This window comes from Mycolicibacterium chubuense (assembly GCF_001044255.1).
GTDB classification, from domain to species: Bacteria; Actinomycetota; Actinomycetes; order Mycobacteriales; family Mycobacteriaceae; genus Mycobacterium; species Mycobacterium chubuense.
Genome location: NZ_JYNX01000058.1, coordinates 114,672 through 133,631, shown reverse-complemented (window position 1 = coordinate 133,631; position 18,960 = coordinate 114,672). Strand labels below are relative to the sequence as shown.

General features: G+C 67.3%; 22 protein-coding genes, 1 tRNA gene and 1 pseudogene. 14 read left to right on the top strand and 10 right to left on the bottom strand.

Features of this window, described 5'->3' with window-relative positions:
• Both MCHUDSM44219_RS19405 and MCHUDSM44219_RS19400 read right to left on the bottom strand, forming a co-directional pair.
• Positions 1-468, bottom strand: coding sequence for a DUF4383 domain-containing protein (locus tag MCHUDSM44219_RS19405; RefSeq protein ID WP_048419872.1), 468 nt, complete (start codon positions 466-468; stop codon positions 1-3).
• A gap of 83 nt (positions 469-551) precedes the next feature.
• Positions 552-2,420: a propionyl-CoA synthetase gene (locus MCHUDSM44219_RS19400; RefSeq protein WP_048419871.1), complete on the bottom strand. Its 1,869-nt coding sequence runs from the start codon at positions 2,418-2,420 to the stop codon at positions 552-554.
• A gap of 37 nt (positions 2,421-2,457) precedes the next feature.
• Between MCHUDSM44219_RS19400 and MCHUDSM44219_RS19395 the strand changes: the two genes are divergently transcribed.
• Together MCHUDSM44219_RS19395 and MCHUDSM44219_RS19390 are read left to right on the top strand one after the other, a co-directional pair.
• Positions 2,458-3,330: an alpha/beta fold hydrolase gene (locus tag MCHUDSM44219_RS19395; protein WP_048419870.1), complete on the top strand. Its 873-nt coding sequence runs from the start codon at positions 2,458-2,460 to the stop codon at positions 3,328-3,330.
• An 83-nt stretch (positions 3,331-3,413) separates the two neighbouring features.
• The gene (locus MCHUDSM44219_RS19390; RefSeq protein WP_048419869.1) at positions 3,414-4,085 is read left to right on the top strand and encodes a hypothetical protein; all 672 of its coding nucleotides are present in this window, start codon (positions 3,414-3,416) and stop codon (positions 4,083-4,085) included.
• Position 4,086: 1 nt separating this feature from the next.
• On the opposite strand, the gene MCHUDSM44219_RS19385 is transcribed toward MCHUDSM44219_RS19390, so the two are convergent.
• Both MCHUDSM44219_RS19385 and MCHUDSM44219_RS19380 read right to left on the bottom strand, forming a co-directional pair.
• Positions 4,087-4,314: a hypothetical protein gene (locus MCHUDSM44219_RS19385; protein ID WP_048419868.1), complete on the bottom strand. Its 228-nt coding sequence runs from the start codon at positions 4,312-4,314 to the stop codon at positions 4,087-4,089.
• 72 nt (positions 4,315-4,386) lie between these two features.
• On the bottom strand, positions 4,387-4,662 hold the full coding sequence (locus MCHUDSM44219_RS19380) for a DUF4235 domain-containing protein (protein WP_048419867.1): 276 nt from the start codon (positions 4,660-4,662) through the stop codon (positions 4,387-4,389).
• An 86-nt stretch (positions 4,663-4,748) separates the two neighbouring features.
• Between MCHUDSM44219_RS19380 and MCHUDSM44219_RS19375 the strand changes: the two genes are divergently transcribed.
• Positions 4,749-5,249, top strand: a complete 501-nt coding sequence (locus MCHUDSM44219_RS19375; RefSeq protein ID WP_048419866.1) for a DUF6328 family protein — start codon at positions 4,749-4,751, stop codon at positions 5,247-5,249.
• A 21-nt stretch (positions 5,250-5,270) separates the two neighbouring features.
• Here MCHUDSM44219_RS19375 and MCHUDSM44219_RS19370 read toward each other — a convergent pair whose 3' ends face one another.
• Complete coding sequence (locus MCHUDSM44219_RS19370) at positions 5,271-5,837, bottom strand: hemerythrin domain-containing protein (protein WP_109777851.1); 567 nt, start codon at positions 5,835-5,837, stop codon at positions 5,271-5,273.
• A gap of 154 nt (positions 5,838-5,991) precedes the next feature.
• On the opposite strand from MCHUDSM44219_RS19370, the gene MCHUDSM44219_RS19365 reads away from it, so the two are divergent.
• The 3 genes from MCHUDSM44219_RS19365 (at position 5,992) to MCHUDSM44219_RS19355 (ending at position 8,594) form a co-directional block, all read left to right on the top strand.
• Entirely contained in the window at positions 5,992-7,173 is a 1,182-nt protein-coding gene (locus MCHUDSM44219_RS19365; protein WP_048419864.1) for a zinc-dependent alcohol dehydrogenase, read from the top strand.
• Between the two features lie 79 nt (positions 7,174-7,252).
• Entirely contained in the window at positions 7,253-8,281 is a 1,029-nt protein-coding gene (locus MCHUDSM44219_RS19360; RefSeq protein ID WP_048419863.1) for a DNA topoisomerase IB, read from the top strand.
• 55 nt (positions 8,282-8,336) lie between these two features.
• Entirely contained in the window at positions 8,337-8,594 is a 258-nt protein-coding gene (locus tag MCHUDSM44219_RS19355; RefSeq protein WP_048419862.1) for a DUF7218 family protein, read from the top strand.
• Positions 8,595-8,600: 6 nt separating this feature from the next.
• On the opposite strand, the gene MCHUDSM44219_RS19350 is transcribed toward MCHUDSM44219_RS19355, so the two are convergent.
• Positions 8,601-8,783, bottom strand: coding sequence for a hypothetical protein (locus MCHUDSM44219_RS19350; RefSeq protein WP_048419861.1), 183 nt, complete (start codon positions 8,781-8,783; stop codon positions 8,601-8,603).
• Between the two features lie 198 nt (positions 8,784-8,981).
• Between MCHUDSM44219_RS19350 and MCHUDSM44219_RS19345 the strand changes: the two genes are divergently transcribed.
• The gene (locus MCHUDSM44219_RS19345) at positions 8,982-9,293 is read left to right on the top strand and encodes a hypothetical protein (RefSeq protein WP_048419860.1); all 312 of its coding nucleotides are present in this window, start codon (positions 8,982-8,984) and stop codon (positions 9,291-9,293) included.
• Between the two features lie 6 nt (positions 9,294-9,299).
• On the opposite strand, the gene MCHUDSM44219_RS19340 is transcribed toward MCHUDSM44219_RS19345, so the two are convergent.
• Genes MCHUDSM44219_RS19340 through MCHUDSM44219_RS30520 form a run of 3 tightly spaced genes read right to left on the bottom strand, consistent with a single transcriptional unit; the run spans position 9,300 to position 11,736 of the window.
• Entirely contained in the window at positions 9,300-10,049 is a 750-nt protein-coding gene (locus tag MCHUDSM44219_RS19340) for an amino acid ABC transporter ATP-binding protein (protein WP_048420009.1), read from the bottom strand.
• On the bottom strand, positions 10,046-10,873 hold the full coding sequence (locus MCHUDSM44219_RS30525) for an amino acid ABC transporter permease (protein ID WP_197044604.1): 828 nt from the start codon (positions 10,871-10,873) through the stop codon (positions 10,046-10,048). Before MCHUDSM44219_RS30525 ends, MCHUDSM44219_RS19340 begins: the two co-directional genes overlap by 4 nt.
• On the bottom strand, positions 10,870-11,736 hold the full coding sequence (locus tag MCHUDSM44219_RS30520; RefSeq protein WP_048420008.1) for an ABC transporter substrate-binding protein: 867 nt from the start codon (positions 11,734-11,736) through the stop codon (positions 10,870-10,872). The genes MCHUDSM44219_RS30525 and MCHUDSM44219_RS30520 overlap by 4 nt, the downstream gene beginning before the upstream one ends.
• Before the next feature lie 152 nt (positions 11,737-11,888).
• Here MCHUDSM44219_RS30520 and MCHUDSM44219_RS19325 point away from each other — a divergent pair, with 152 nt between their 5' ends.
• From MCHUDSM44219_RS19325 to MCHUDSM44219_RS19310, 7 genes and pseudogenes are all read left to right on the top strand, one after another.
• Positions 11,889-13,577, top strand: coding sequence for a CocE/NonD family hydrolase (locus MCHUDSM44219_RS19325; protein ID WP_048419858.1), 1,689 nt, complete (start codon positions 11,889-11,891; stop codon positions 13,575-13,577).
• 100 nt (positions 13,578-13,677) lie between these two features.
• A tRNA-Leu gene (locus MCHUDSM44219_RS19320) sits at positions 13,678-13,751 on the top strand.
• A 336-nt stretch (positions 13,752-14,087) separates the two neighbouring features.
• The gene (locus tag MCHUDSM44219_RS29105) at positions 14,088-14,540 is read left to right on the top strand and encodes a DUF6416 domain-containing protein (RefSeq protein ID WP_201778158.1); all 453 of its coding nucleotides are present in this window, start codon (positions 14,088-14,090) and stop codon (positions 14,538-14,540) included.
• Positions 14,541-15,581: 1,041 nt separating this feature from the next.
• Positions 15,582-16,229 (top strand): recombinase family protein, encoded by a 648-nt coding sequence (locus MCHUDSM44219_RS19315; RefSeq protein WP_048420007.1) that lies wholly within the window; start codon positions 15,582-15,584, stop codon positions 16,227-16,229.
• A 232-nt stretch (positions 16,230-16,461) separates the two neighbouring features.
• Positions 16,462-16,674, top strand: a complete 213-nt coding sequence (locus MCHUDSM44219_RS30195; RefSeq protein ID WP_162232099.1) for a hypothetical protein — start codon at positions 16,462-16,464, stop codon at positions 16,672-16,674.
• Positions 16,675-16,992: 318 nt separating this feature from the next.
• Positions 16,993-17,193 (top strand): annotated as a pseudogene (locus tag MCHUDSM44219_RS31740) (tyrosine-type recombinase/integrase); the annotation flags it as partial.
• Entirely contained in the window at positions 17,188-18,090 is a 903-nt protein-coding gene (locus MCHUDSM44219_RS19310) for a tyrosine-type recombinase/integrase (RefSeq protein ID WP_413783627.1), read from the top strand. The pseudogene MCHUDSM44219_RS31740 and the gene MCHUDSM44219_RS19310, both read left to right, overlap by 6 nt.
• Positions 18,091-18,093: 3 nt before the next feature.
• Here MCHUDSM44219_RS19310 and MCHUDSM44219_RS29820 read toward each other — a convergent pair whose 3' ends face one another.
• On the bottom strand, positions 18,094-18,924 hold the full coding sequence (locus MCHUDSM44219_RS29820; RefSeq protein ID WP_131722332.1) for a hypothetical protein: 831 nt from the start codon (positions 18,922-18,924) through the stop codon (positions 18,094-18,096).
• Positions 18,925-18,960 lie beyond the last annotated feature (36 nt).

The window sequence follows — 18,960 nt, the reverse complement described above, 5'->3', positions numbered from 1 at the left end:
TCAGTGACTGGCCGCCCGCCGCATCCGCGGCCGGCGCTTGGTCGGGTCGTGCTGACCGGCGAGGGTGATCGCGAGCAGCACCATCACGGCGCCGACGCCGGCGTGCAGCCAGTTGTCGGCGCCGTTGAGCGGTAGGACGTGGGCGTCGCTGCCCCGCTCGACGAACAGGCCGTAGAGCCACAGCGCGAGGTAGATCAGGCCGCCGACCAGGAGGTAGGCGCGTGCCGCGGCATAGGTGCGGGCGCCCGCGAACCCGGCGACCCCCACCACGATGTGGATGATGTTGAGCAGGGCCGACACCGCGAAGGTGCCGAACAGGAGCGCGCCGGGGCGCTGACCGGTCCAGCTCAGCTGGTCGACGCCGGAGGTCACCCCGGGAACGAAGCCCAGCACGCCGATCACCGTCAGCGCGACGGCGACGATCAGCGCTGCACCCTGCACCGCCATGTATTTCGGGGCGTTGGCCATCCCGACTCCCTTCACGTCGTCGTTATTGACGTGCGTGCTGGAGAGGTACCCATCGTGGCGCCCGGATAACACCCGGGCGGCGGTCAGGGCCGCAGGATCGGGGCGAGCTTGTCCAGCACCGTCGGGTCCTCGATGGTGGAGGGCACGGGTTCGTCGCGGCCGGTGGCCAGCCCCCGCATGGTCTTGCGCAGGATCTTGCCCGACCGGGTCTTGGGCAGGGCGGGCACGACGTCGACGAGACGGAACGCGGCCACGGCACCGATCTCGTCGCGCACCAGTTGAATCAGCTCCTCGGCCAGTCCCTCGGTGGACGCGCCGGCCTTGACCACGACGAGCCCGCGCGGCGCCTGGCCCTTGATCTCGTCGGGCACCCCGATCACCGCGCATTCGGCGACGGCCGGGTGGGTGGCCAGCACCTCCTCGATGGCGCCGGTGGACAGCCGATGCCCGGCGACATTGATGACGTCGTCGATGCGGCCCATCACGAACAGGTAGCCGTCCTCGTCGAAGTGGCCGCCGTCGCCGGTCAGGTAGTAGCCGGGGTGCTCGGTCAGGTACGACGACTCGTAGCGGGCCTCGGCGTTCCACAGCGTCGGCAGCGTGCCCGGCGGCAGCGGCAGCCGGATGCAGATGGCGCCCTCCTGCCCGGGCCCGCAGCCGTATCCGTCCTCGTGCAGGATGCGGACGTCATAGCCGGGCATCGGCACCGTCGGTGACCCCGCCTTGATCGGAAGCGGCTCCACGCCAACGGGATTGGCGGCGATCGCCCAGCCGGTCTCGGTCTGCCACCAGTGGTCGATCACCGGGACGCCGAGCTTGTCCGACGCCCAGTGATAGGTGTCGGGGTCGAGGCGCTCGCCGGCCAGGAACAGGTACTTCAGCGCCGAGCGGTCGTAGTCGGCGAGGTACTTGCCCTCCGGGTCCTCCTTGCGGATGGCCCGGATCGCGGTCGGTGCGGTGAACAGCGCCTTGACGTTGTGCTCGGAGATCACCCGCCAGAACGCGCCGGGGTCGGGGGTGCCGACGGGCTTGCCCTCGTAGAGCACCGTCGTCGCGCCCAGAAGCAGTGGCGCATAGACGATGTAGGAGTGGCCGACCACCCAGCCCACGTCGGAGGCGGCCCAGAACACCTCGCCGGGGGCGATGTCGTAGATGTGGCGCATGCTCCACAGCAGCGCGACGGCGTGGCCGCCGTTGTCGCGCACGATGCCCTTGGGTTTGCCCGTCGTGCCAGACGTGTAGAGCACGTAGAGCGGGTCGGTCGCGGCGACGGGAACCGGGTCGACGGGCGCGGCGGCCATCACGTCGGCCCAATCCAGATCACGGCCGTCGGTGAGCTCGCAGCGGTGCCGGTCCCGCTGCACCACAACGCAATTTCGTGGTGGGTGCGCCGTCATCTCGATCGCCGCGTCGAGCATCGGCTTGTACTCCACGATGCGCGTCGGTTCGATGCCGCAGGACGCGGAGACGATCACGGTCGGCTGCACGTCGTCGATGCGCACCGCCAGTTCGTGCGGCGCGAACCCGCCGAAGACGACCGAATGCACGGCGCCGAGCCGTGCGCAGGCCAGCATCGCGATGACGGCCTCGGGGATCATCGGCATGTAGATGACGACCCGATCGCCCTTGCCGACGCCCAGGGCCCGCAGCGCGCCGGCGAACCGGGCGGTGTGGTCGAGCAGTTCGCGATAGGTGTAGGTGCGCTGGGTGTCGGTGACGGCGGAGTCGTAGATCAGTGCGGCCTGCTCACCCCGGCCCGCCTCGACGTGGCGGTCCAGCGCGTTGGCGCAGGTGTTGAGTTCGGCGTCCGGGTACCAGCGGTAGAACGGCGGGTGGCTGTCGTCGAGGATCCGCTGCGGCGCGCGAGACCAGGTCACGGCGGTGGCGGCGTCGGACCAGAAGGCTTCGGGGTCGGTGATGCTGGCGTCGAAGAGGTCGCGGTACCCGGGCATATCAGCACCGTAAACCCTCCCCGTTAGTCTCAGGGGCATGACGAACCAACCCCCGCCGATCGGAGGGGTCCGCCGGAGTCATGTGACTGCCCGAGGGGTGCGTTTTCATGTCACCGAGGCCGGGCCGGAGGACGGCAGGCCGGTGCTGGCGCTGCACGGCTGGCCGCAGCACCACTGGGCCTATCGCGACCTGTTGGCCGATCCGCCGCCCGGGCTGCGGATCATCGCGCCCGACCTTCCCGGGTACGGATGGTCAGGCCCGGCGCCGCACAAGTGGGCCAAGGAGGACGTGGTCAGCGACCTGGTGGCGCTGATGGACGCCCTGGGTCTTGAGCACGTGCTGCTCGTCGGCCACGACTGGGGCGGTTACATCGGCCATCTGCTGGCCCTGCGGGTGCCCGAGCGGATCGACGGCTACCTGGCGCTCAACATCGCGCACCCGTGGGTGTCGACCAAGACGCTGGCGCCGCACCTGTGGCGGTTCCTGCTGTACCAGCCGTTCGTGGCGTCGATCGGGGTGCCGCTGCAGCGCCGCACCCGCTACCTGGAGCGGGTCGTCTTCGGGGCGGCGGCGCCGGAGATCGACCGCGAGACGGCCCGGGTGTACGCCGACGCGTTCCGCGATCCGATGGTCGCCCGCACTGCGCGCGACACCTACCGCACGTTCCTGCTCCGGGAGGTGCGCGAGGGTGCGCGCACCCCGGAGCGGCGCCGGTCCACGGTGCCGACGCGGGTGTTGTTCGCCCAAAAGGACCTCGCCATCCACCCGTCACTGGCGGCGGCCGAGACGGCCCGCGCCGACGACTACACGCTGGAGTTGGTCGACGGCGGGCACTTCATTCTCGACGAGCAGCCGGAGTTGGTGCGCGCCAAGCTGATCGAGCTCGTCAACGAGGTGCCTGCCCGGTAGCTTCCCGTAAAAGGTGAGCACCGGGGCGTCAAGATGTCGCAAGGGGCGCCCACTGGCCGCCCGTGTCCGCGTAGACCGAGAGCATGGCTGTTCTCGACCTCCCGCGTCCCGCCCATCGCCTCCCGTCGTCGATCCGGTGCATTCGGCGGATCCTGCCGACGGCGGCGTGCGGCATTCCTGCGCGAGCTCTCGGTGATCCGGCGGTGGCCGCCTGGGGGCGCGCCCACGGCATCACGGTGACCGTGTGTGGCGACGACGAGGTGGAGCAGGTCGGGCGGCTCGGCATCCGGCCCGAGCATGTCGTCCTCCGATGCGGTCCGTCGACGGCGACGATCGGGAACGCGGTCGGCGCCGGGGTGGTCCGATTCATCGTCGCGACCGATCGACACGTCGATGTCCTCGCGGGAACCGGGCGCCCCGGAATCGGGGTGTACCTCGACGAGCAGGGGCCGGGGGTGATCGGGGAACGCCGCATCGACGTCATCGGGCTGCACGCCGATGTCGATGACTCCGACGGCGCGCTCGAGTGGGGAGTCGCGGCCGAGCGGATGCTGTGCCGGATGTCGGTGTTGCGCACCTGCGGGCTGGCGCTGGCGCGGATGAGCCTGGCCGGCGGGGACGCCGGCGCGTGGGTGTACGGCGCCGGAGTGACCAGTCGGGCGGCCGCGACGGCCGTCGACGACGCGTTGACCGAGGGTTGCGCGAGGTGGCGATTGCCGCGGCCGGCGGTGCTGCTGGGACCGCGGGTCGCGTGAATCAGCGGCCCACCAGCCCTGCGGCCCGGGCGCGGGCGACGCTGTTCTCCCACGCACATTCGCCGGCAGCCAGCACGACGAGCGCAGTGAGCAGCGCCAGCGTGGAGACCGTCCACGACAGCAGGGGAGACGCCGATCCCGGGGTGGCCAACAGCATCACCGCCAGGCTTGCGGGCAGCGCAAGGACGGCTGCGCACCCGAGCAGTCGGGTGTCGATCGCGCGAGACATGACTCAACGGTGCGACCCGCCGCTGAGAACTTGCTCACCGTCGGCTGTGGAAAACGTATGTAATTCCGCCGATCAGGCGGGGGGAGGTTCCTTGGTGAGCGCCTGGTAGCCGCGGGCGCCGGCCCGCTGAAGACTGGCCCGGACCAGCCCGACGATCAAGCCCTGGAGTGCGCCCACCAGCAGCACCGATCTGGTCGAATAACTCAGGTCCTTGGGGTCCGGCGGTTCGGGATCGTTCTGGCCCACACGCTTCCAGATCTGACCGAAGATCTGGCCGGCCAACAAGCCGCCGCCGACGCCGGTGGCGACCGACAGCGGGGTGTACAGCTTCTGTGACAGTTTGCTCATGACGGGCCTCCTGCCGGGAAAGATACCCGGGCCTGCCGTCGCCAAACGCGACGCATCCCGCGGTCGCGGGTGGGAGGATCGGCGTCGTGGGTACCGATCCTCCCGCAGACGATCAGGGCTGGGACCAGCGCGAGCGCCAGGAGACGGAAACCGAACGGCTGGACCGTAATTGGGCCAGCCTGTTGCAGGAGCTGCGTGTCGTGCAGACCGGGGTGCAGCTGCTGACCGGCTTTCTGCTGACGCTGCCCTTCCAGCAACGCTTCACCATGCTCGGCGACGCGATGCAGAGGGTCTACCTCGCCACGGTCAGCGCGGCGGTGCTCTCCACCGCGCTGTTGATCGCGCCGGTCGGCATGCACCGGGTGCTGTTCCGGCGCCACCGGTTGGGCACGCTGGTGTCGGCCGCGCACCGCTGCGCGTACACGGGTTTGCTGTTGCTCGGAGTGGCCGTCACCGGCATGACGGTCATCATCTTCGACGCGGTCGCCGGTCTGACGCCGGCGCTGGTCGCGGGCGGGTGCGCGCTGCTGTTGTTCACCGGATTCTGGTTCGTGCTCCCGCTGAGCATGCGCGCCGGCGAACCGTGATTCCGGCGGGCTGAACGCGTTTCAGGACCTGAAAGCGCTGAGCGCGTCCCGCGCCCGGTCCAGGACCGATGCGAAGGGCCCCGCCGCGAAATTCGCCGCCCCGGACTCCACACCGGGATGCGGATGCGTCGGGGCGATGCGCTCGGCGACGGCCACGGCGTCGGCGAGCTTGGCCAGTTCGTCCTCGCTGACCGCCTCCTCCAGCGCGGTGAACTCCAGTTCCTCTTCATTGGCGGCGTGCGTGAGCACCGCGCCCTGCAGGTGGATGAGCGCCTTGCCGAACTCGGCGCTGTCGATCGGCAACTCCTCGATGTCGCGAAGCAGGACCTTCGCGTCGTGCTCTTCGGCCAACCGCGCGTCGACGATCGCCTGGCCGCCGTCGACCTTGCGCCGCACGCGGGGATGCACCACCATCTCCTCGGCCGTCTCGTGCACGGCGAGCATGGTCCGGAGTCGGGTGAACGCGTCCTGACGGGTCTCGGCGTCTGCGGCGTCCAACACCTCGACGAACAGCGCCTTGATGGTCTCGTGCTGCGTCTTGAGGTAGTCGATGACGTCGCGGGCCGAGGAGATGCTCGGAGCGGACACTGGAACCTCCTGCTGCTGTTGATACTTGAGCTGGGCGAAACGCATCGATGCGCATCGCGTGGTGGGTGCGGTACCCGTCGCCGCGACCGTGAAACGCGCGCCCGGGCGGGTCCCCGGCGTTTGAAGGGGTCACTGCCGGGTATCGCAGCCGGTCATGAAGGCTGTCACCTGGCATGGTCGGCGCGATGTGCGCGTCGACACCGTGGAAGATCCGAAGCTCGAGGAGCCCACCGACGCGATCATCGAGGTCACGTCGACGAACATCTGCGGCTCCGACCTGCACCTGTATGAAGTTCTCGGTGCGTTCATGAACCCGGGGGACATCCTCGGTCACGAGGCGATGGGCGTCGTCCGTGAGGTCGGGGCGGGGGTCGGCGACCTCACTGTGGGCGACCGCGTCGTCATTCCGTTCCAGATCTCTTGCGGGCACTGCTTCATGTGCGACGAGCAGTTGTACACACAGTGCGAGACCACCCAGGTCCGTGATCAGGGGATGGGCGCCGCCCTCTTCGGGTATTCCGAGCTCTACGGCGAGGTGCCGGGCGGGCAGGCTGAGTACCTACGGGTGCCGCAGGCGCAGTTCACTCACATCAAAGTTCCTGAGGGGCCGCCCGATTCGCGATTCGTCTATCTGTCGGACGTGCTGCCGACGGCCTGGCAGGGGGTTGCGTACGCCGGCATCCCCGACGGCGGTTCGGTGACGGTGCTGGGTCTGGGACCGATCGGCGACATGGCCGCACGGATCGCCCAGCACCTCGGTCATCGGGTGATCGCTGTCGACCGCGTGCCGGAGCGGCTGGCGCGGGCCACGGCGCGCGGCATCCAGACCATCGATATGCGCGAGCTCACAGGATCGGTCGGCGACGCGGTGCGCGACCTGACCGACGGGCGGGGCACCGACTCGGTGATCGACGCGGTCGGCATGGAGGCGCATGGTTCCCCGGTCGCGCAGGCCGCCCAGACGGCCACCGCGTTCCTGCCCGATTTCATCGCCAAGCCGTTCATGCAGAAGGCCGGGGTGGACCGACTCGGCGCGCTGTACTCGGCGATCGATTGCGTGCGCCGGGGCGGCACGATCTCCCTGAGCGGCGTGTACGGCGGGATGGCCGATCCGCTGCCGATGCTGACGTTGTTCGACAAGCAGATTCAGCTGCGGATGGGCCAGGCGAACGTCAAGAAGTGGGTCGACGACATCATGCCGTTGCTGACCGACTCCGACCCGCTGGGCGTCGACACGTTCGCCACCCATGTGCTGCCCCTCGACCAGGCTCCGCACGCCTACGACATCTTCCAGAAGAAGCAGGACGGCGCCGTCAAGGTCATGCTGCAGCCCTGAGCCTCTCCCGCGGTAGATGCGGCGATTCAGTGGGTATCTGCTGTTGCGCACATGTATCGGTGGGCGAGGGGTACGGCGGATGCGACTGGCGCGCAGCAAATTGGACACACCGGGAATCGTTCGTAAGAGGCGAGGCAAGGGCTTCGCCTACTACGGACCGGACGGCGAATTGCTGGCCGACCCCGCCACCGCTCAGCGGATCAAAGATCTGGTCATCCCGCCGGCGTGGAAGAACGTGTGGATCAGCCCGCGGCCCAACGGGCACATCCAAGCGGTGGGTGTCGATGCCGCCGGCCGTCGCCAGTACCTGTATCACGAACGATGGCAGCAGGAGCGGGCCGAGGAGAAGTTCGACCGGGTCCTCGAGCTCTCCACCCGGCTGCCGGAGTGGCGTGCGCGGATCGCGGGTGATCTCGCCGGCCGCGGGCTGACCCGAGATCGGGTGCTGGCGCTGGCGCTGCAGCTGCTCGACCGCGGATACTTCCGTGCCGGTGGCGAGCGGTCCGCCGAGGAGCACGAGCATTACGGGCTCGCCACGCTGCTCTGTGAGCACGTGACATTGAAGAAGAACGCCGTGGAGTTCGACTATCCGGCCAAGAGCGGGGTGCAGCGCACCGTCGAGGTGGACGACCCCGAGGTGGTGCGCGCGGTCCGGTCGCTGATGCGGCGCACCGAGCGCACGGATCGGCTTCTGGTGTGCCGCAGCGGGTCCAGTGGGTGGGTCGATGTCAGGGCCGATGACCTCAATGCGCGCTTCAAGGAGATCGTCGGCGAGGAGTTCACCGTCAAGGATTTGCGCACCTGGCATGGCACCGTCCTGGCGGCCGCGGCATTCGCCGATGCGAAGCCGCCCACCTCGAAGACCGCGGCCAAGCGGGAGACCTCCGCGGTCATGAAGGAGGTGTCCTCCGAGCTGGGCAACACTCCGGCGGTGGCGCGCGCGTCTTACGTGGACCCCCGGGTGGTGGTCGGATATGAGCGCGGGATGACGATCGCCTCGGCGACGCGGCGCGCGGAGAAGATCCCCGATGCCGATCGCGCGCAGGAGACCCTCGAGAAAGCCACGCGTCAACTCATCCGCCGGGTGGCACGCGATAGCGGTGTTTGACGGCCCACCGCGGCGGAAAACCTACAGACAGCGGAATGTTGTAGGAGGTAGATCCATGCCGAATTCGTCGATCAAGAACGAGAAGATGTATGAGGATCTTCGGCGCGAGGGCAATTCGAAGGAGAAAGCGGCCCGCATCTCGAACGCCGCGGCTGCTCGCGGTTCGTCGTCAGTCGGTCGCAAAGGTGGTCAGTCCGGTTCGTACGACGACTGGAGCGTCGATGAGCTCAAACAGCGCGCCAAGGAACTGGGTTTGACGGGTTATTCACGCCTGACCAAGGACAAGCTCATCTCCGAGTTACGCAATCACTGAACTGCGTCAGTCCTGTTGCGCGCGCGCCTCTGCGCCGGACTCCTCGGTGTCGATGTCGTCGTCTGAGCCGGCGCGTCCGACGTACGGTCCGTCGGCGTTGTCGCCATCACCCTCGCTGGCCCGTGAGCCGGCCACCTTGGGGTCGGCGTCGACGTCGGATTCAGCCTTCTCGGAACGGGGGTTGCTCATCAGTGCCTCCTGTTGCGGGTGAGCAACGGCATGCCCGAACGCCCCGGACCTAAACCCGGCGCGGAATCGATGACCGAGCTGTGACCTGTGTGCGGCTTCCGTTTGTGCGTAGGCGGCCCGGGTAACGCTGTGTCAAGACCGGTGACGCGCACTTCGGTGCGCGCGCCCGACTCGGGTAGCGACGAGAGGAGTCCACACATGCCTGATACTTCACGCGATCCCGTCGACCACGCACGCACCACCCGGCAGCACGCCGGCGAGACGATGAAGGCAGGCGTGAACGCGCCCGGGCTGATCGGTGTCGGCCTCGGAGTGCTGGCCCTGGTGGCGGGGCTGTTCTCGTTCGCCAACGGATCCCGCACCACCGGGATCATTGCCGTCGTCCTCGCGCTGGCACTTGCCGGCGCCGGGCTCGCCTGGCTGGCGTCGCGGCACCGCAAAGTGCAAGAGAAGCAAGTGGATTGGCACCGAGAGAACCCCGACGCGCACTACGAGCCGCCGACGAGCTGAGTCCTCTCAACGCCCAGAAGTGAAGCGCTGCAGGAAGCGTTGCGTCCGCTCTTGACGTGGCGAGTCGAGAACGTCTGCTGCGGACCCGGATTCGACGATCTGCCCGTCGCTGAGGAAACACACGGTGTCGGCCACGTCGCGGGCGAAAGCCATCTCGTGGGTGGCCATCACGATCGTCGCTCCCGACGCGGCGAGCTCACCCACCAGGGTGAGCACCTCGCCGACGAGTTCGGGATCCAGCGCGCTGGTGATCTCGTCGAGCAGTAGCAGCTTGGGCTCGTAGGCGAGCGCGCGGGCGATGGCGACGCGCTGCTGCTGGCCGCCGGAGAGCTTGTCGGGATAGGAATCCGCGTGCGACGCCATGCCGACGCGCTCGAGCAGATCTCGGCCGCGCTGCTCGGCCTCGGTTCGGCTGCGGCCGTGCACCACTCGCGGTGCCAGAGCGACATTGCTCAGTGCGGTCATGTGCGGGAACAGATTGAACGACTGGAACACCATGCCGATGGCCTGGCGAGCCTGTTCGGCATCGATACGCGGGTCGCTGATGTCGCGGCCACCCAGGATGATCTGGCCGTCGTCGATCTCCTCCAGGAGGTCGATGCAGCGCAGCAGGGTCGACTTGCCCGAACCCGACGCGCCGATGAGCACCACCACCTCGTGTTCCGCGACGTCCAGATCCACCCCCGACAGCACGGTGCGGTCGTGGTAGGCCTTGACCAGGCCGCGTACCTGAAGCAGCGGGTCGACGCCGGTCACAGCGCGCCCTGCCTCGTCGCCGAGCGCCGCGCCGCCCAATCCGCCAGCCGGGCCGACGGCACCGCGAGGGCGACGAACAACAGACCGGCCACCACGTACGGCGTGAAGTTGTAGGTGGTGGCGGACTGGATCTGGGCGGCGCGCACGGCGTCGACAGCGCCGAGGACCGAGATCAGCCCGCAGTCCTTCTGCAGGGCGACGAAGTCGTTGAGCAGTGCGGGGGTGACTCGCCGGGTGGCCTGGGGGAGCACCACCAGCCGCATGGTCTGCCGATACGTGAGGCCCAACGAGCGTGCCGCCGCGAACTGCGACGGATGCACGGATTCGATGCCGGCCCTCAGCACCTCGGCCACGTAGGCCGAGTAGACCAGCACCAGCGCGAGACCACCCAGCAGCACGGGGCTGGTCGGCAGGCCGGTGAGGCGCAAACCGGGCAGTCCGAACCCGACGAGGTAGAGGCAGATGAGCAGCGGCAGGCCGCGGAACAGGTCGACGTAGCCGGTGGCCAGCGCGCGCAGCGGGAACCAGACGGGCCCGCGCAGAGTGCGCAGCGCCGCCAGCGCCAACCCGACGAGCAGCACCAGGATCTGGCAGACGATCAGCACACGGATGTTGAGCCACAGACCGGACAGCAACGCGGGCAGGCTGTCCCAGCCGACGCGCAGGTTGAAGAATGAGTTCTGGACGCGCGACCAGCCGGGCGCCGAGGTGACGGCCACGAGCACGACCGCGGCGAACACCACCGTCGACAGCAGCGCGATTCCCGTGGAGCGGCGCGCCCGCGCCTGCCGGTAGGCGACGCGGTCGATGCCGACGGCCGTCACGACAGGACCGGTGCGTTCCCCGCCTGCGCGAGCCACGTCGTCTGGAGCTTTGCGAGTTCGCCGCGGTCGCGGAGCTGGTCGACCGCGCGCGAGACGCACGCGGTCAGCGGGCTGCCCTTGTCGAGGACGATGCCGAACTGTTCCGGCTTGTCGGAGCCGGCCGGAAGCTGGCCGACGATGACGCCGTCGGTCAGTTCGGACTGGATCTGGAAGGCGGTGGGCAGGTCGACGACGAGGCCGTCGATCTGCCCGTTGCTGAGCGCGGCCTTGGCGTCGTCGTTGTTGTTGAACACGGCGACGCCCGGGTCGATCTTCTGCGCGGCGGTGTAGCTGGTGGAGCCCACCTGCGCGCCGAGCTTGAGTCCTTTGAGGCCGTCGACGGTGGTGACTTTGGCCGCGGGTGAGGACTTCAGGGCGACGACGGTCTGCGTGACGTCGTAGTAGGGGGAGGAGAAGTCGACGGCCTGCTTGCGTTCGTCGGTGATCGAGAACTCGTTGAGATCGGCGTCGAACTGCTTCGGCCCGGGTGCGATGGCCGCGTTGAAGGGGACGCGGACCCAGGTGACGTTCTCGCGGGCGTAGCCGAGTTCGGCGGCCACGGCGTAGGCGACGGCCGATTCGAAACCCTTGCCGTTGGCGGGGTCGTCGTTGTCGAACCACGGCGCGTAGGCCGGTTGGTCGGTGGCCAGGGTGAGGGTCCCCGGCTTCAGTGTGGCGAGGTTGTCCTTGGTGCAGGCGTCGGCGCTGGCGGAGGTCGACGACGCGGTCGACGAGTTCTCGTCTGCGGGGGCGCAGGCGCCGAGCGCCATGGATGCGGTGGACACGGTGAGGAGCGCGCAGAGGACACCAGTGAGGCGATGCATGCGCGGCATCATTGCGCATCTGGCTCGCCACCGCCACGGATCGAGGCGACGTGATCGCTAGTCGCTCCGAGGATCGCGGGCTATTGGCCGTACAGCCCGGGACAGGCGTTGTAACGTTCGGCACGTCCGCCGCGCCTGCCTCGAGGAGCACTGTGGCCGTCACCGACGCACCCGCTCACGACCGGCCGTGGCGCCGTCCCGGTTCCCTGCGGTACGCGCTGGGCCGGTTGCGCAGCATCGTCCGGCCGCCGGTCGAGGTCTACAGTCCCGCGCCGGGGTCGGTGACCGTCCACCACGACGTGCCGGTGACCACCCGCGACGGCACCGTGCTGCGCGTCAATGTGTACCTCCCGTCGGGCGGTGACCGGTGCCCCGTGGTGCTGTGCGCGCACCCCTACGGCAAGGACAACCATCCCCGGAAGCGGACGCGGCTCCCCGGCTATCGCATCCCTTTTCAGTACCGTGCGCTGAGACAACCGGCACCCGTTCGCTTCTCGGCGCTGACCGGATGGGAGGCGCCCGATCCGGCCTGGTGGACCGCGCACGGATTCGCGGTGGTGAACTGCGACCTGCGCGGCGCCGGCACCTCCGACGGTGTGGGCTCGGTGCTGTCGGACCAGGAGGGCGAAGACGTCTACGACCTGATCGAGTGGGCGGCGGAGCAGTCGTGGAGCAGCGGCGCCGTCGGGATGCTCGGCGTGTCCTATCTGGCGATCTCGCAGTGGAAGGCGGCCGCGCTGCATCCGCCGCATCTGCGTGCGATCGTCCCGTGGGAAGGGTTCACCGACGCCTACCGCGACCTGATGCGGCCGGGCGGCATCCAGGAGGTCGGGTTCGTCAAGCTGTGGACCCGCGAACTGCGCAACATCCGCCTCACCTACGACGTGGGGGCGGGGAACACGAAACATCCTCTGCGGGATGACTTCTGGTGCTCGCTGGTGCCGGACCTCGAGCGCATCGCGGTGCCTGCGTTGATCTGCGGGAGCTTCTCCGACAACAACCTGCATACGCGCGGGTCGGTGCGCGCCTTCGAGAACATCTCCTCACCCGACCGGCATCTGTTCACCCACCGCGGCGGCAAGTGGGCCACGTTCTATTCGGACGAACCGCTGCGCACCCAGTTGGCCTTCCTGGATCGCCACCTGCGCGGCGGGGAGGCCGCACCGCCGCCGCGCGTGCGGCTGGAGGTCCGCGAAAGTCGTGACCAGGTCGTGGAAGTGCGCAACGAATCGAGCTGGCCGCTGGAGCGGACGACGTGGACGCCGCTGTACCTGACCGAGGGCGGATTGCGGGGGGAGCCGGCGCCGGTCGGCGGCTCGATGAGCTTCGACACGCGCTCGTCTGGACTCACATTCGGGTGGACGGCGCCGCGGGATGTGGAGCTGACGGGCCCAATGGCATTGCGGCTGTTCGTGAGTGCGGATGCCGACGATGTGGACCTGTTCGTCGGCGTGGAGAAGTGGCGCGGCGGCACCTATGTTCCGTTCGAGGGTTCGTACGGCTTCGGCCGGGACCGGGTGAGCACCGGGTGGCTGCGGGCGTCGATGCGGGCACTCGATGAGGAGCAGTCGCGGCCGTTCGCGCCGGTCCACACGTTCACCGACCCGCAGAAGTTACGGGCGGCAGAGGTGGTCAAGGTCGATATCGCGCTCGGGCCGTCGGCCACGGTGTTCCGGCGCGGAGAACAGCTCCGGCTGGTGATGGCCGGGCGTTGGCTGTGGCCGCGCAACCCGCTCACGGGACAGTTCCCCGGCGCCTACGAGCGGCGGTCGCGGGGAACCGCCACGGTGCACTGGGGCCTGGAGCGGCAGGCGAGGCTGCTGGTCCCGGTCATCGACTGAGCTCGGCGCGCCGAGCGTGCGTCCTGGGCGGCTTGCCGGCCTCTCCGACGCCGTCCGCGCACGTTCGGCGGCACGGGCGGATGTCTAGGATCAGGCGACGGCCCCCATAGCCCAATTGGCAGAGGCAGCGGACTTAAAATCCGCCCAGTGTCGGTTCGAGTCCGACTGGGGGCACGTTATAGGCGCTGGTAGAGCCGTTTTCGGTCGCCCTAGTCGACGATACAGACCGCTTCACCCCGGCGTTACCCCGGCGCGTGGCGGGAACGCGACCGCGGGACCGCGCACCTAGCTAACACGCCCACCTGGCCCGCTCATGGCTGCGTAGGCGTGATGCCGCGCCGGTATCGCCGAAGGGGGCGGGCTTCGTCAAGCATGCGTCAGTCGCCGATGTAGCGAGCGATGGCGGGGATACCCCATGAGATATCTCAAACCCCTTGACAGGTATCTCAACGGGTGTCAGACTTATCTCAACCGGAGTCGGCGGGGCTCCAGAACTCGAAAGGGAGAATGATGGCAATGATCGACATGACGGTGAAGGTTCCCGAAGAACGCGTTGCGGACTTCTATCAGATGTACGGCGCGTGGTTGAACGGTGAGCCCGCAGAAACCGCGACAGTCGTTGCGGCGTCGACCGATCGCGACCTCAAATCGTGGTCTAGCGTGGATGAGGAATTGGCAGCGGAAGTTTGGGGTCGGCTAAGCGAACCCGCGAAGCGACTGTTCTCAATCCTCATTGACAATCCTGGCCAACGATTTAGCGGGCAAGACCTTGCCGACTTGCTCGACATCTCCAATGGCAAGCACGGTGTCGCCGGATTGCTCGGGTGGCCGGGGCGACACTGCCACGCAGTAAATCGAGAATGGCTGTGGTCTTTTGCGTACCCAGACGGCGAGCTAGCGGAGTACTGGTTGACCCCTGAGAACGCTGACCTGTTCCGCGGTGCTCGTGATCGCGGCGAATAGATCACAACTTCCACCGCGCCTTGGCTACTACGGAGGACCGAATGCCCTACACACCTGCTAGTTGGGGCTACTCCGAGGGCGAGTGGGAGCAACTTCTTCTTGCCGCCGAAGAGATGCTCATCCAACTCGTGCCCGCAACATTCGGACATTTGCCCGCCTATTCGGATGTCAGGGATGAAATAGCGAGGCGTACAGGGCTGCGAGAATTCGACTTGGGAACTGATCACGGCCGCAACGGAATCGGATGGTTGTTGGGTAGCCTCAACGACCGATTGTGGGACCAGGCCGAACCTTTTGCCGGGAGTTCGGCATGGCGGGTTGTTTGGTGTCGTCGGTGGTCGTTCACAAGAACGACCGGGACAACCCCATTGGGCGGGCGTTCTATACCTATGCACGCGAACGTGGTCTAGACCCTGGGCGGGGCCGCGCGGCGCAGGAGGATTTTCTCCTGCGGCAACAATCCGCTGCGGCGAAGTTTTGGGCTGGGCGTCGCAGGCTTGCGCGACACGCGTCTAGCAGTCCGACCGGGGCGGGGTCTGAGGTCACCCACCCCGGTCGGAGGTCCTCGGAGGAACCCCTCGAAGTCGTCGACGCCGAACTCGTCGACGAATACCCCGCCGACCCGCCTCATCGCTCCGCTCACGGCCCCGTACCCGCCGACGGGGGCGACGGCCCGACCCCGAGACCGCATTTCGCCGACGAGCCGCCGAGCCGCCCGCCCGGTACCGAGCTTCAGACGTGGGAGGACGCAGTGGCCGACCTCCGTGATCGGGGTCAGCGGTGAACGCCCATAGAGCCCGCTCAGAGGCCCACTGGCTTGTCGGGCCGTCGCCCGGCTACGGCGGACCGGCAGGGCCCAACCCGCACGGCAGAACAACGATGAACAGTGTTAGCCAACGAACGCCAACGCGCTGTTCAGCGGCTCATGCAGCGTTCGCTGCTGGCGTACTTTTCGGGGCGTAAGGCCGAACCGTTCGGTTGAGCCCCGGGAAGAAAGCAGAGAAGCGAATGACTGGGAACGCGAATTGCCTGCGGCCGTTGATGTTTGCGTACACGCGCGTCAGCACTGAGGACCAGGCAGACAAACGCAACGGGCTCGAAGCGCAACGCGCCGCGATCGACGCTGAAGCCAAACGGCGCGGCTGGGATGTCGAGCACTTTGCCGACGAGGGCGGCAGCGGCAAGAACATCAACCCCAAACTGGCTGAGGCGCTTGAGCTCTTGGCATTAGGTCAAGGCGAGGGGTTGATCGTTGCGAAGCTAGACCGACTGTCCCGGTCGATCATCCATGCGGCCACGATCATCGAATGTGCCCAGAAGCAAGGCTGGTCGCTGGTTCTGCTCGACCTCGGCGTCGACCTGACCACCGCAGCCGGCCGCATGTTCGCAATGAATCTGGTGAATTACGCCCAATACGAGCGCGAGCTGATCAGTGAGCGGACCAAGGCGGCACTCGCGGCCAAGCGAGCACGCGGCGAGCGGATCGGCCGACCACGCCTGGTGCACGCGGGCCTCCTGCGTCGAATCGTCATGGACCGCCAAGCTGGCTTGAGCTACGCCAGAATCGCCAACGCGCTTGAGGCCGAATGCATCCTGTCGCCCGCTGGCCGGCCCAACTGGCAGTCGTCAACCGTGCGCCGCATCTACCAATCTGCGACCGCTACAACCGAAATGGAGAAGACAGCATGATCGTACAACTCACCGAGGCCGACATGCAGGAGGTTCGTGCCGCTGCGTACTGGCGCTGGGCTGAGGACAATCCGCAGCACGCAGCAGACCGCCTTGGCTGTGAATTGGTCAAACCGGCTCAGCACCCCAGCCCGCCGAAGTCGACCAAGCCACGGCGTCGGTCGTGGCGGAAGCCCGGCGGCGACCCATCCCGGCGCAACCAGGCGCACATGCGCCGAATTAGGCACGAACGATGAACGCGGACCACGACTACTACAAGCGCGGCACGCGAGTTCGCGTGGCGTTGTCCGGCGACCCGAGAAACCGGCAGCAGGGCCGTGTGGTCAGCAGCTACAACGACGCGGGCGACATGGTTCACGTTGTCGAGTTCGGCGGCGGCGAGACAGGCGAGTACATCACCGAAGAATTACGGTCCGCCGAAGTCGGCAACCGCTGGGAAGCGTAAGAGTAGCAATGGCATACACGTACGTGCCCATGAAACTAGGCAGCGACGCAACGGCAAGATCGCGAAGCGATACGAGGTCGTCTGGCGCGAGCCCGTTCGTGACGAGTTCGGTCTACCAACCGGGCGCACACGAGCGCGGCAGGAGAGCTACTCGACCCGCGATGCCGCAGAAGCGCGCCGCGACGAACTCAACGCTGCGAAGCACACCCACGCGGGCACCAGCGCCCTGGCCGACCAGAGGGCCAAGGGGAGCAGCCGTTTGGCTTTTACGCGCGGGCCTGGCTCGACGCGCAGGCCGTTCGGGTCGCCAGCGGCAAGGTAAAGCAGCGCACGGTGGACGAGTACGAACGCCAGCTACACACCTATGTGCTCGGCGAGCTAGGCAGTCTCGCGGTCGCGGCAGTCACGCCGGCCCATCTGGAGAAGCTGTTAACCGCCCTGGTACGCCAACAATCTCGCCAGGGCGACAAGAAGCCGATCACCCCCGGCACCGTCAAGCATGTCTGGGATGTCGTGCGTCGGGTGCTCCGCTACGCCGTCCAGCACGGCGCGCTCGACGCGAACCCTGCGGACCGGGTGGACTTCTCTGCGAGCCGGGCGACCGGCGACCACGCCGAGTTCGAACACCACCCGCTCACGACCGCAGAAGTCGGCGCGCTGAGCGCGGCGGTCTCGGGTTACCCGCCCGAGGGCTACGACGGCCCAGAACTCCCTGCGTACCCGGTGTGCGGGCTTCTGGTCGAGTTCCTCGCGTACACAGGCCTACGGGCCGCTGAGGCCGCAGGGCTGGAGGTCGCTGACCTTCGATTCGGGCCGGGACCGACGTGCTCGGTGCGGGTCGCGCGGACGAAGGACCGAAAGAATGGTGTCTGGGTCGTCGGCACCCCGAAGAGCAAGCGCAGCCGCCGAACCGTGCCTCTCCCGCCCTGGCTCGCTCGACGGATGGCCGACTACCTCGCGACCGACCACCCCCGCGCGGACGAACCGACCGCGCCCCTCTGGCCTTCGCGGAAGAACGGGGGCGGATACCGCCCGGCAGGGGAGCGGTACGCGGTACCGCTCGACTGGTCCCAGCCGCTCGCGCTCGGAACCTTCTACGACACGATCCTCAAGCCAGCCCTGGAGGCGGTCGGCCTACCCGCGAGCCGCCCCGCGACGAAGGATGCGCCCGCTACTCGGGGCGTACGCCTCCACGACCTCCGGCATACGTTCGCGGTCCTCCAGCTCTCGGCGGGCACGCACCTTATGCAGGTGTCAAAGTGGTTGGGGCACAGTACCTACACGCTCACGCTCGACGTCTACGGCGACTATATCCCGGAGCAGGATGGTGGAGCGGCCAACACTCTGCCCGAGCCACCCGCGCCTGTTCAGCGGGCCGAGGCGAGCAATGTGGTGCCGCTGCGGCGGGAGGGCTAGGCATCATGGATGTGGATGTCGTAGGTCGGCGAGGTGCCAACCAATTATCTCGCCTCTTGCGCCCAGAACTGCAACTACGCCTTGAGGCTGCAGATTGCGAAGAGCGTTTCTGACGGCGTCGGTCCTTGACGCGAAATAACGAAAGGGTTGCTTATTCTGGTTAAGCCTGCACCATCGGTTTCCCCGCTCAGCGACGTAGCGCACGACAATGTTGCCGGCAAGTTGGACGCGCGTGTCGGTGTCAGCCGTCGGAACATTGTCGGCGATTCGGGTCATCCCAGCGCTGAAAATTACATCGAACGCGAAACAGAGCGCAGTCGCCAAATCCGCGATCTCCACTAGATCGGTGTAGTCGACTGGCTGTCCATCATGTGCTGCAGCATTACGCTTAACAAGGCAAGTCGAGAAGCGGCCTCTAATCGGTGACCCTACGTTTCCAACGGTGTCGAGCAGGCTTTGCATCTGATCCCATGGACGATCGAGGTGCAGCCTGCCTATCGCTGCTCCGATGTCGTCGGCAGATATGTTCGAGCCGCTTCTCAGAACCGAATACTCGTGAATGCCGTACTGCTGCCTATTAGCAGTACTAGCTACTGCTCCCGCCACGGCACGGATTATCTGAATTTCGTTGCTCTTATCATAGCCCGCTTCGCGAACGCCGTTCTTTATGGCGTCAATAACAGCCGCCTTGCGGAGGCCAGGGGGCAGATCATCAAAATCCAGCGACGAGACCAACGGAAGATTATTAAAATGCTCGCTGGCGCGGCTCTTTAAATAGTCTTCCATAGCGTTGAAGGCCACAACGTAGAGACCCCTTCGCAACAGATCGGCCATCTTATTTGCGCTTCTGTTAGAGGCAAGAGGGGCGAG

Coding starts and splice junctions, on each gene's coding strand:
- MCHUDSM44219_RS19405 (WP_048419872.1), bottom strand. CDS start 468: ATGGCCAACGCCCCGAAATACATGGCGGTGCAGGGTGCAGCGCTGATC.
- MCHUDSM44219_RS19400 (WP_048419871.1), bottom strand. CDS start 2,420: ATGCCCGGGTACCGCGACCTCTTCGACGCCAGCATCACCGACCCCGAA.
- MCHUDSM44219_RS19395 (WP_048419870.1), top strand. CDS start 2,458: ATGACGAACCAACCCCCGCCGATCGGAGGGGTCCGCCGGAGTCATGTG.
- MCHUDSM44219_RS19390 (WP_048419869.1), top strand. CDS start 3,414: ATGGCTGTTCTCGACCTCCCGCGTCCCGCCCATCGCCTCCCGTCGTCG.
- MCHUDSM44219_RS19385 (WP_048419868.1), bottom strand. CDS start 4,314: ATGTCTCGCGCGATCGACACCCGACTGCTCGGGTGCGCAGCCGTCCTT.
- MCHUDSM44219_RS19380 (WP_048419867.1), bottom strand. CDS start 4,662: ATGAGCAAACTGTCACAGAAGCTGTACACCCCGCTGTCGGTCGCCACC.
- MCHUDSM44219_RS19365 (WP_048419864.1), top strand. CDS start 5,992: ATGAAGGCTGTCACCTGGCATGGTCGGCGCGATGTGCGCGTCGACACC.
- MCHUDSM44219_RS19360 (WP_048419863.1), top strand. CDS start 7,253: ATGCGACTGGCGCGCAGCAAATTGGACACACCGGGAATCGTTCGTAAG.
- MCHUDSM44219_RS19355 (WP_048419862.1), top strand. CDS start 8,337: ATGCCGAATTCGTCGATCAAGAACGAGAAGATGTATGAGGATCTTCGG.
- MCHUDSM44219_RS19350 (WP_048419861.1), bottom strand. CDS start 8,783: ATGAGCAACCCCCGTTCCGAGAAGGCTGAATCCGACGTCGACGCCGAC.
- MCHUDSM44219_RS19345 (WP_048419860.1), top strand. CDS start 8,982: ATGCCTGATACTTCACGCGATCCCGTCGACCACGCACGCACCACCCGG.
- MCHUDSM44219_RS30520 (WP_048420008.1), bottom strand. CDS start 11,736: ATGCATCGCCTCACTGGTGTCCTCTGCGCGCTCCTCACCGTGTCCACC.
- MCHUDSM44219_RS29105 (WP_201778158.1), top strand. CDS start 14,088: ATGGCAATGATCGACATGACGGTGAAGGTTCCCGAAGAACGCGTTGCG.
- MCHUDSM44219_RS19315 (WP_048420007.1), top strand. CDS start 15,582: ATGTTTGCGTACACGCGCGTCAGCACTGAGGACCAGGCAGACAAACGC.
- MCHUDSM44219_RS30195 (WP_162232099.1), top strand. CDS start 16,462: ATGAACGCGGACCACGACTACTACAAGCGCGGCACGCGAGTTCGCGTG.
- MCHUDSM44219_RS29820 (WP_131722332.1), bottom strand. CDS start 18,924: ATGGCCGATCTGTTGCGAAGGGGTCTCTACGTTGTGGCCTTCAACGCT.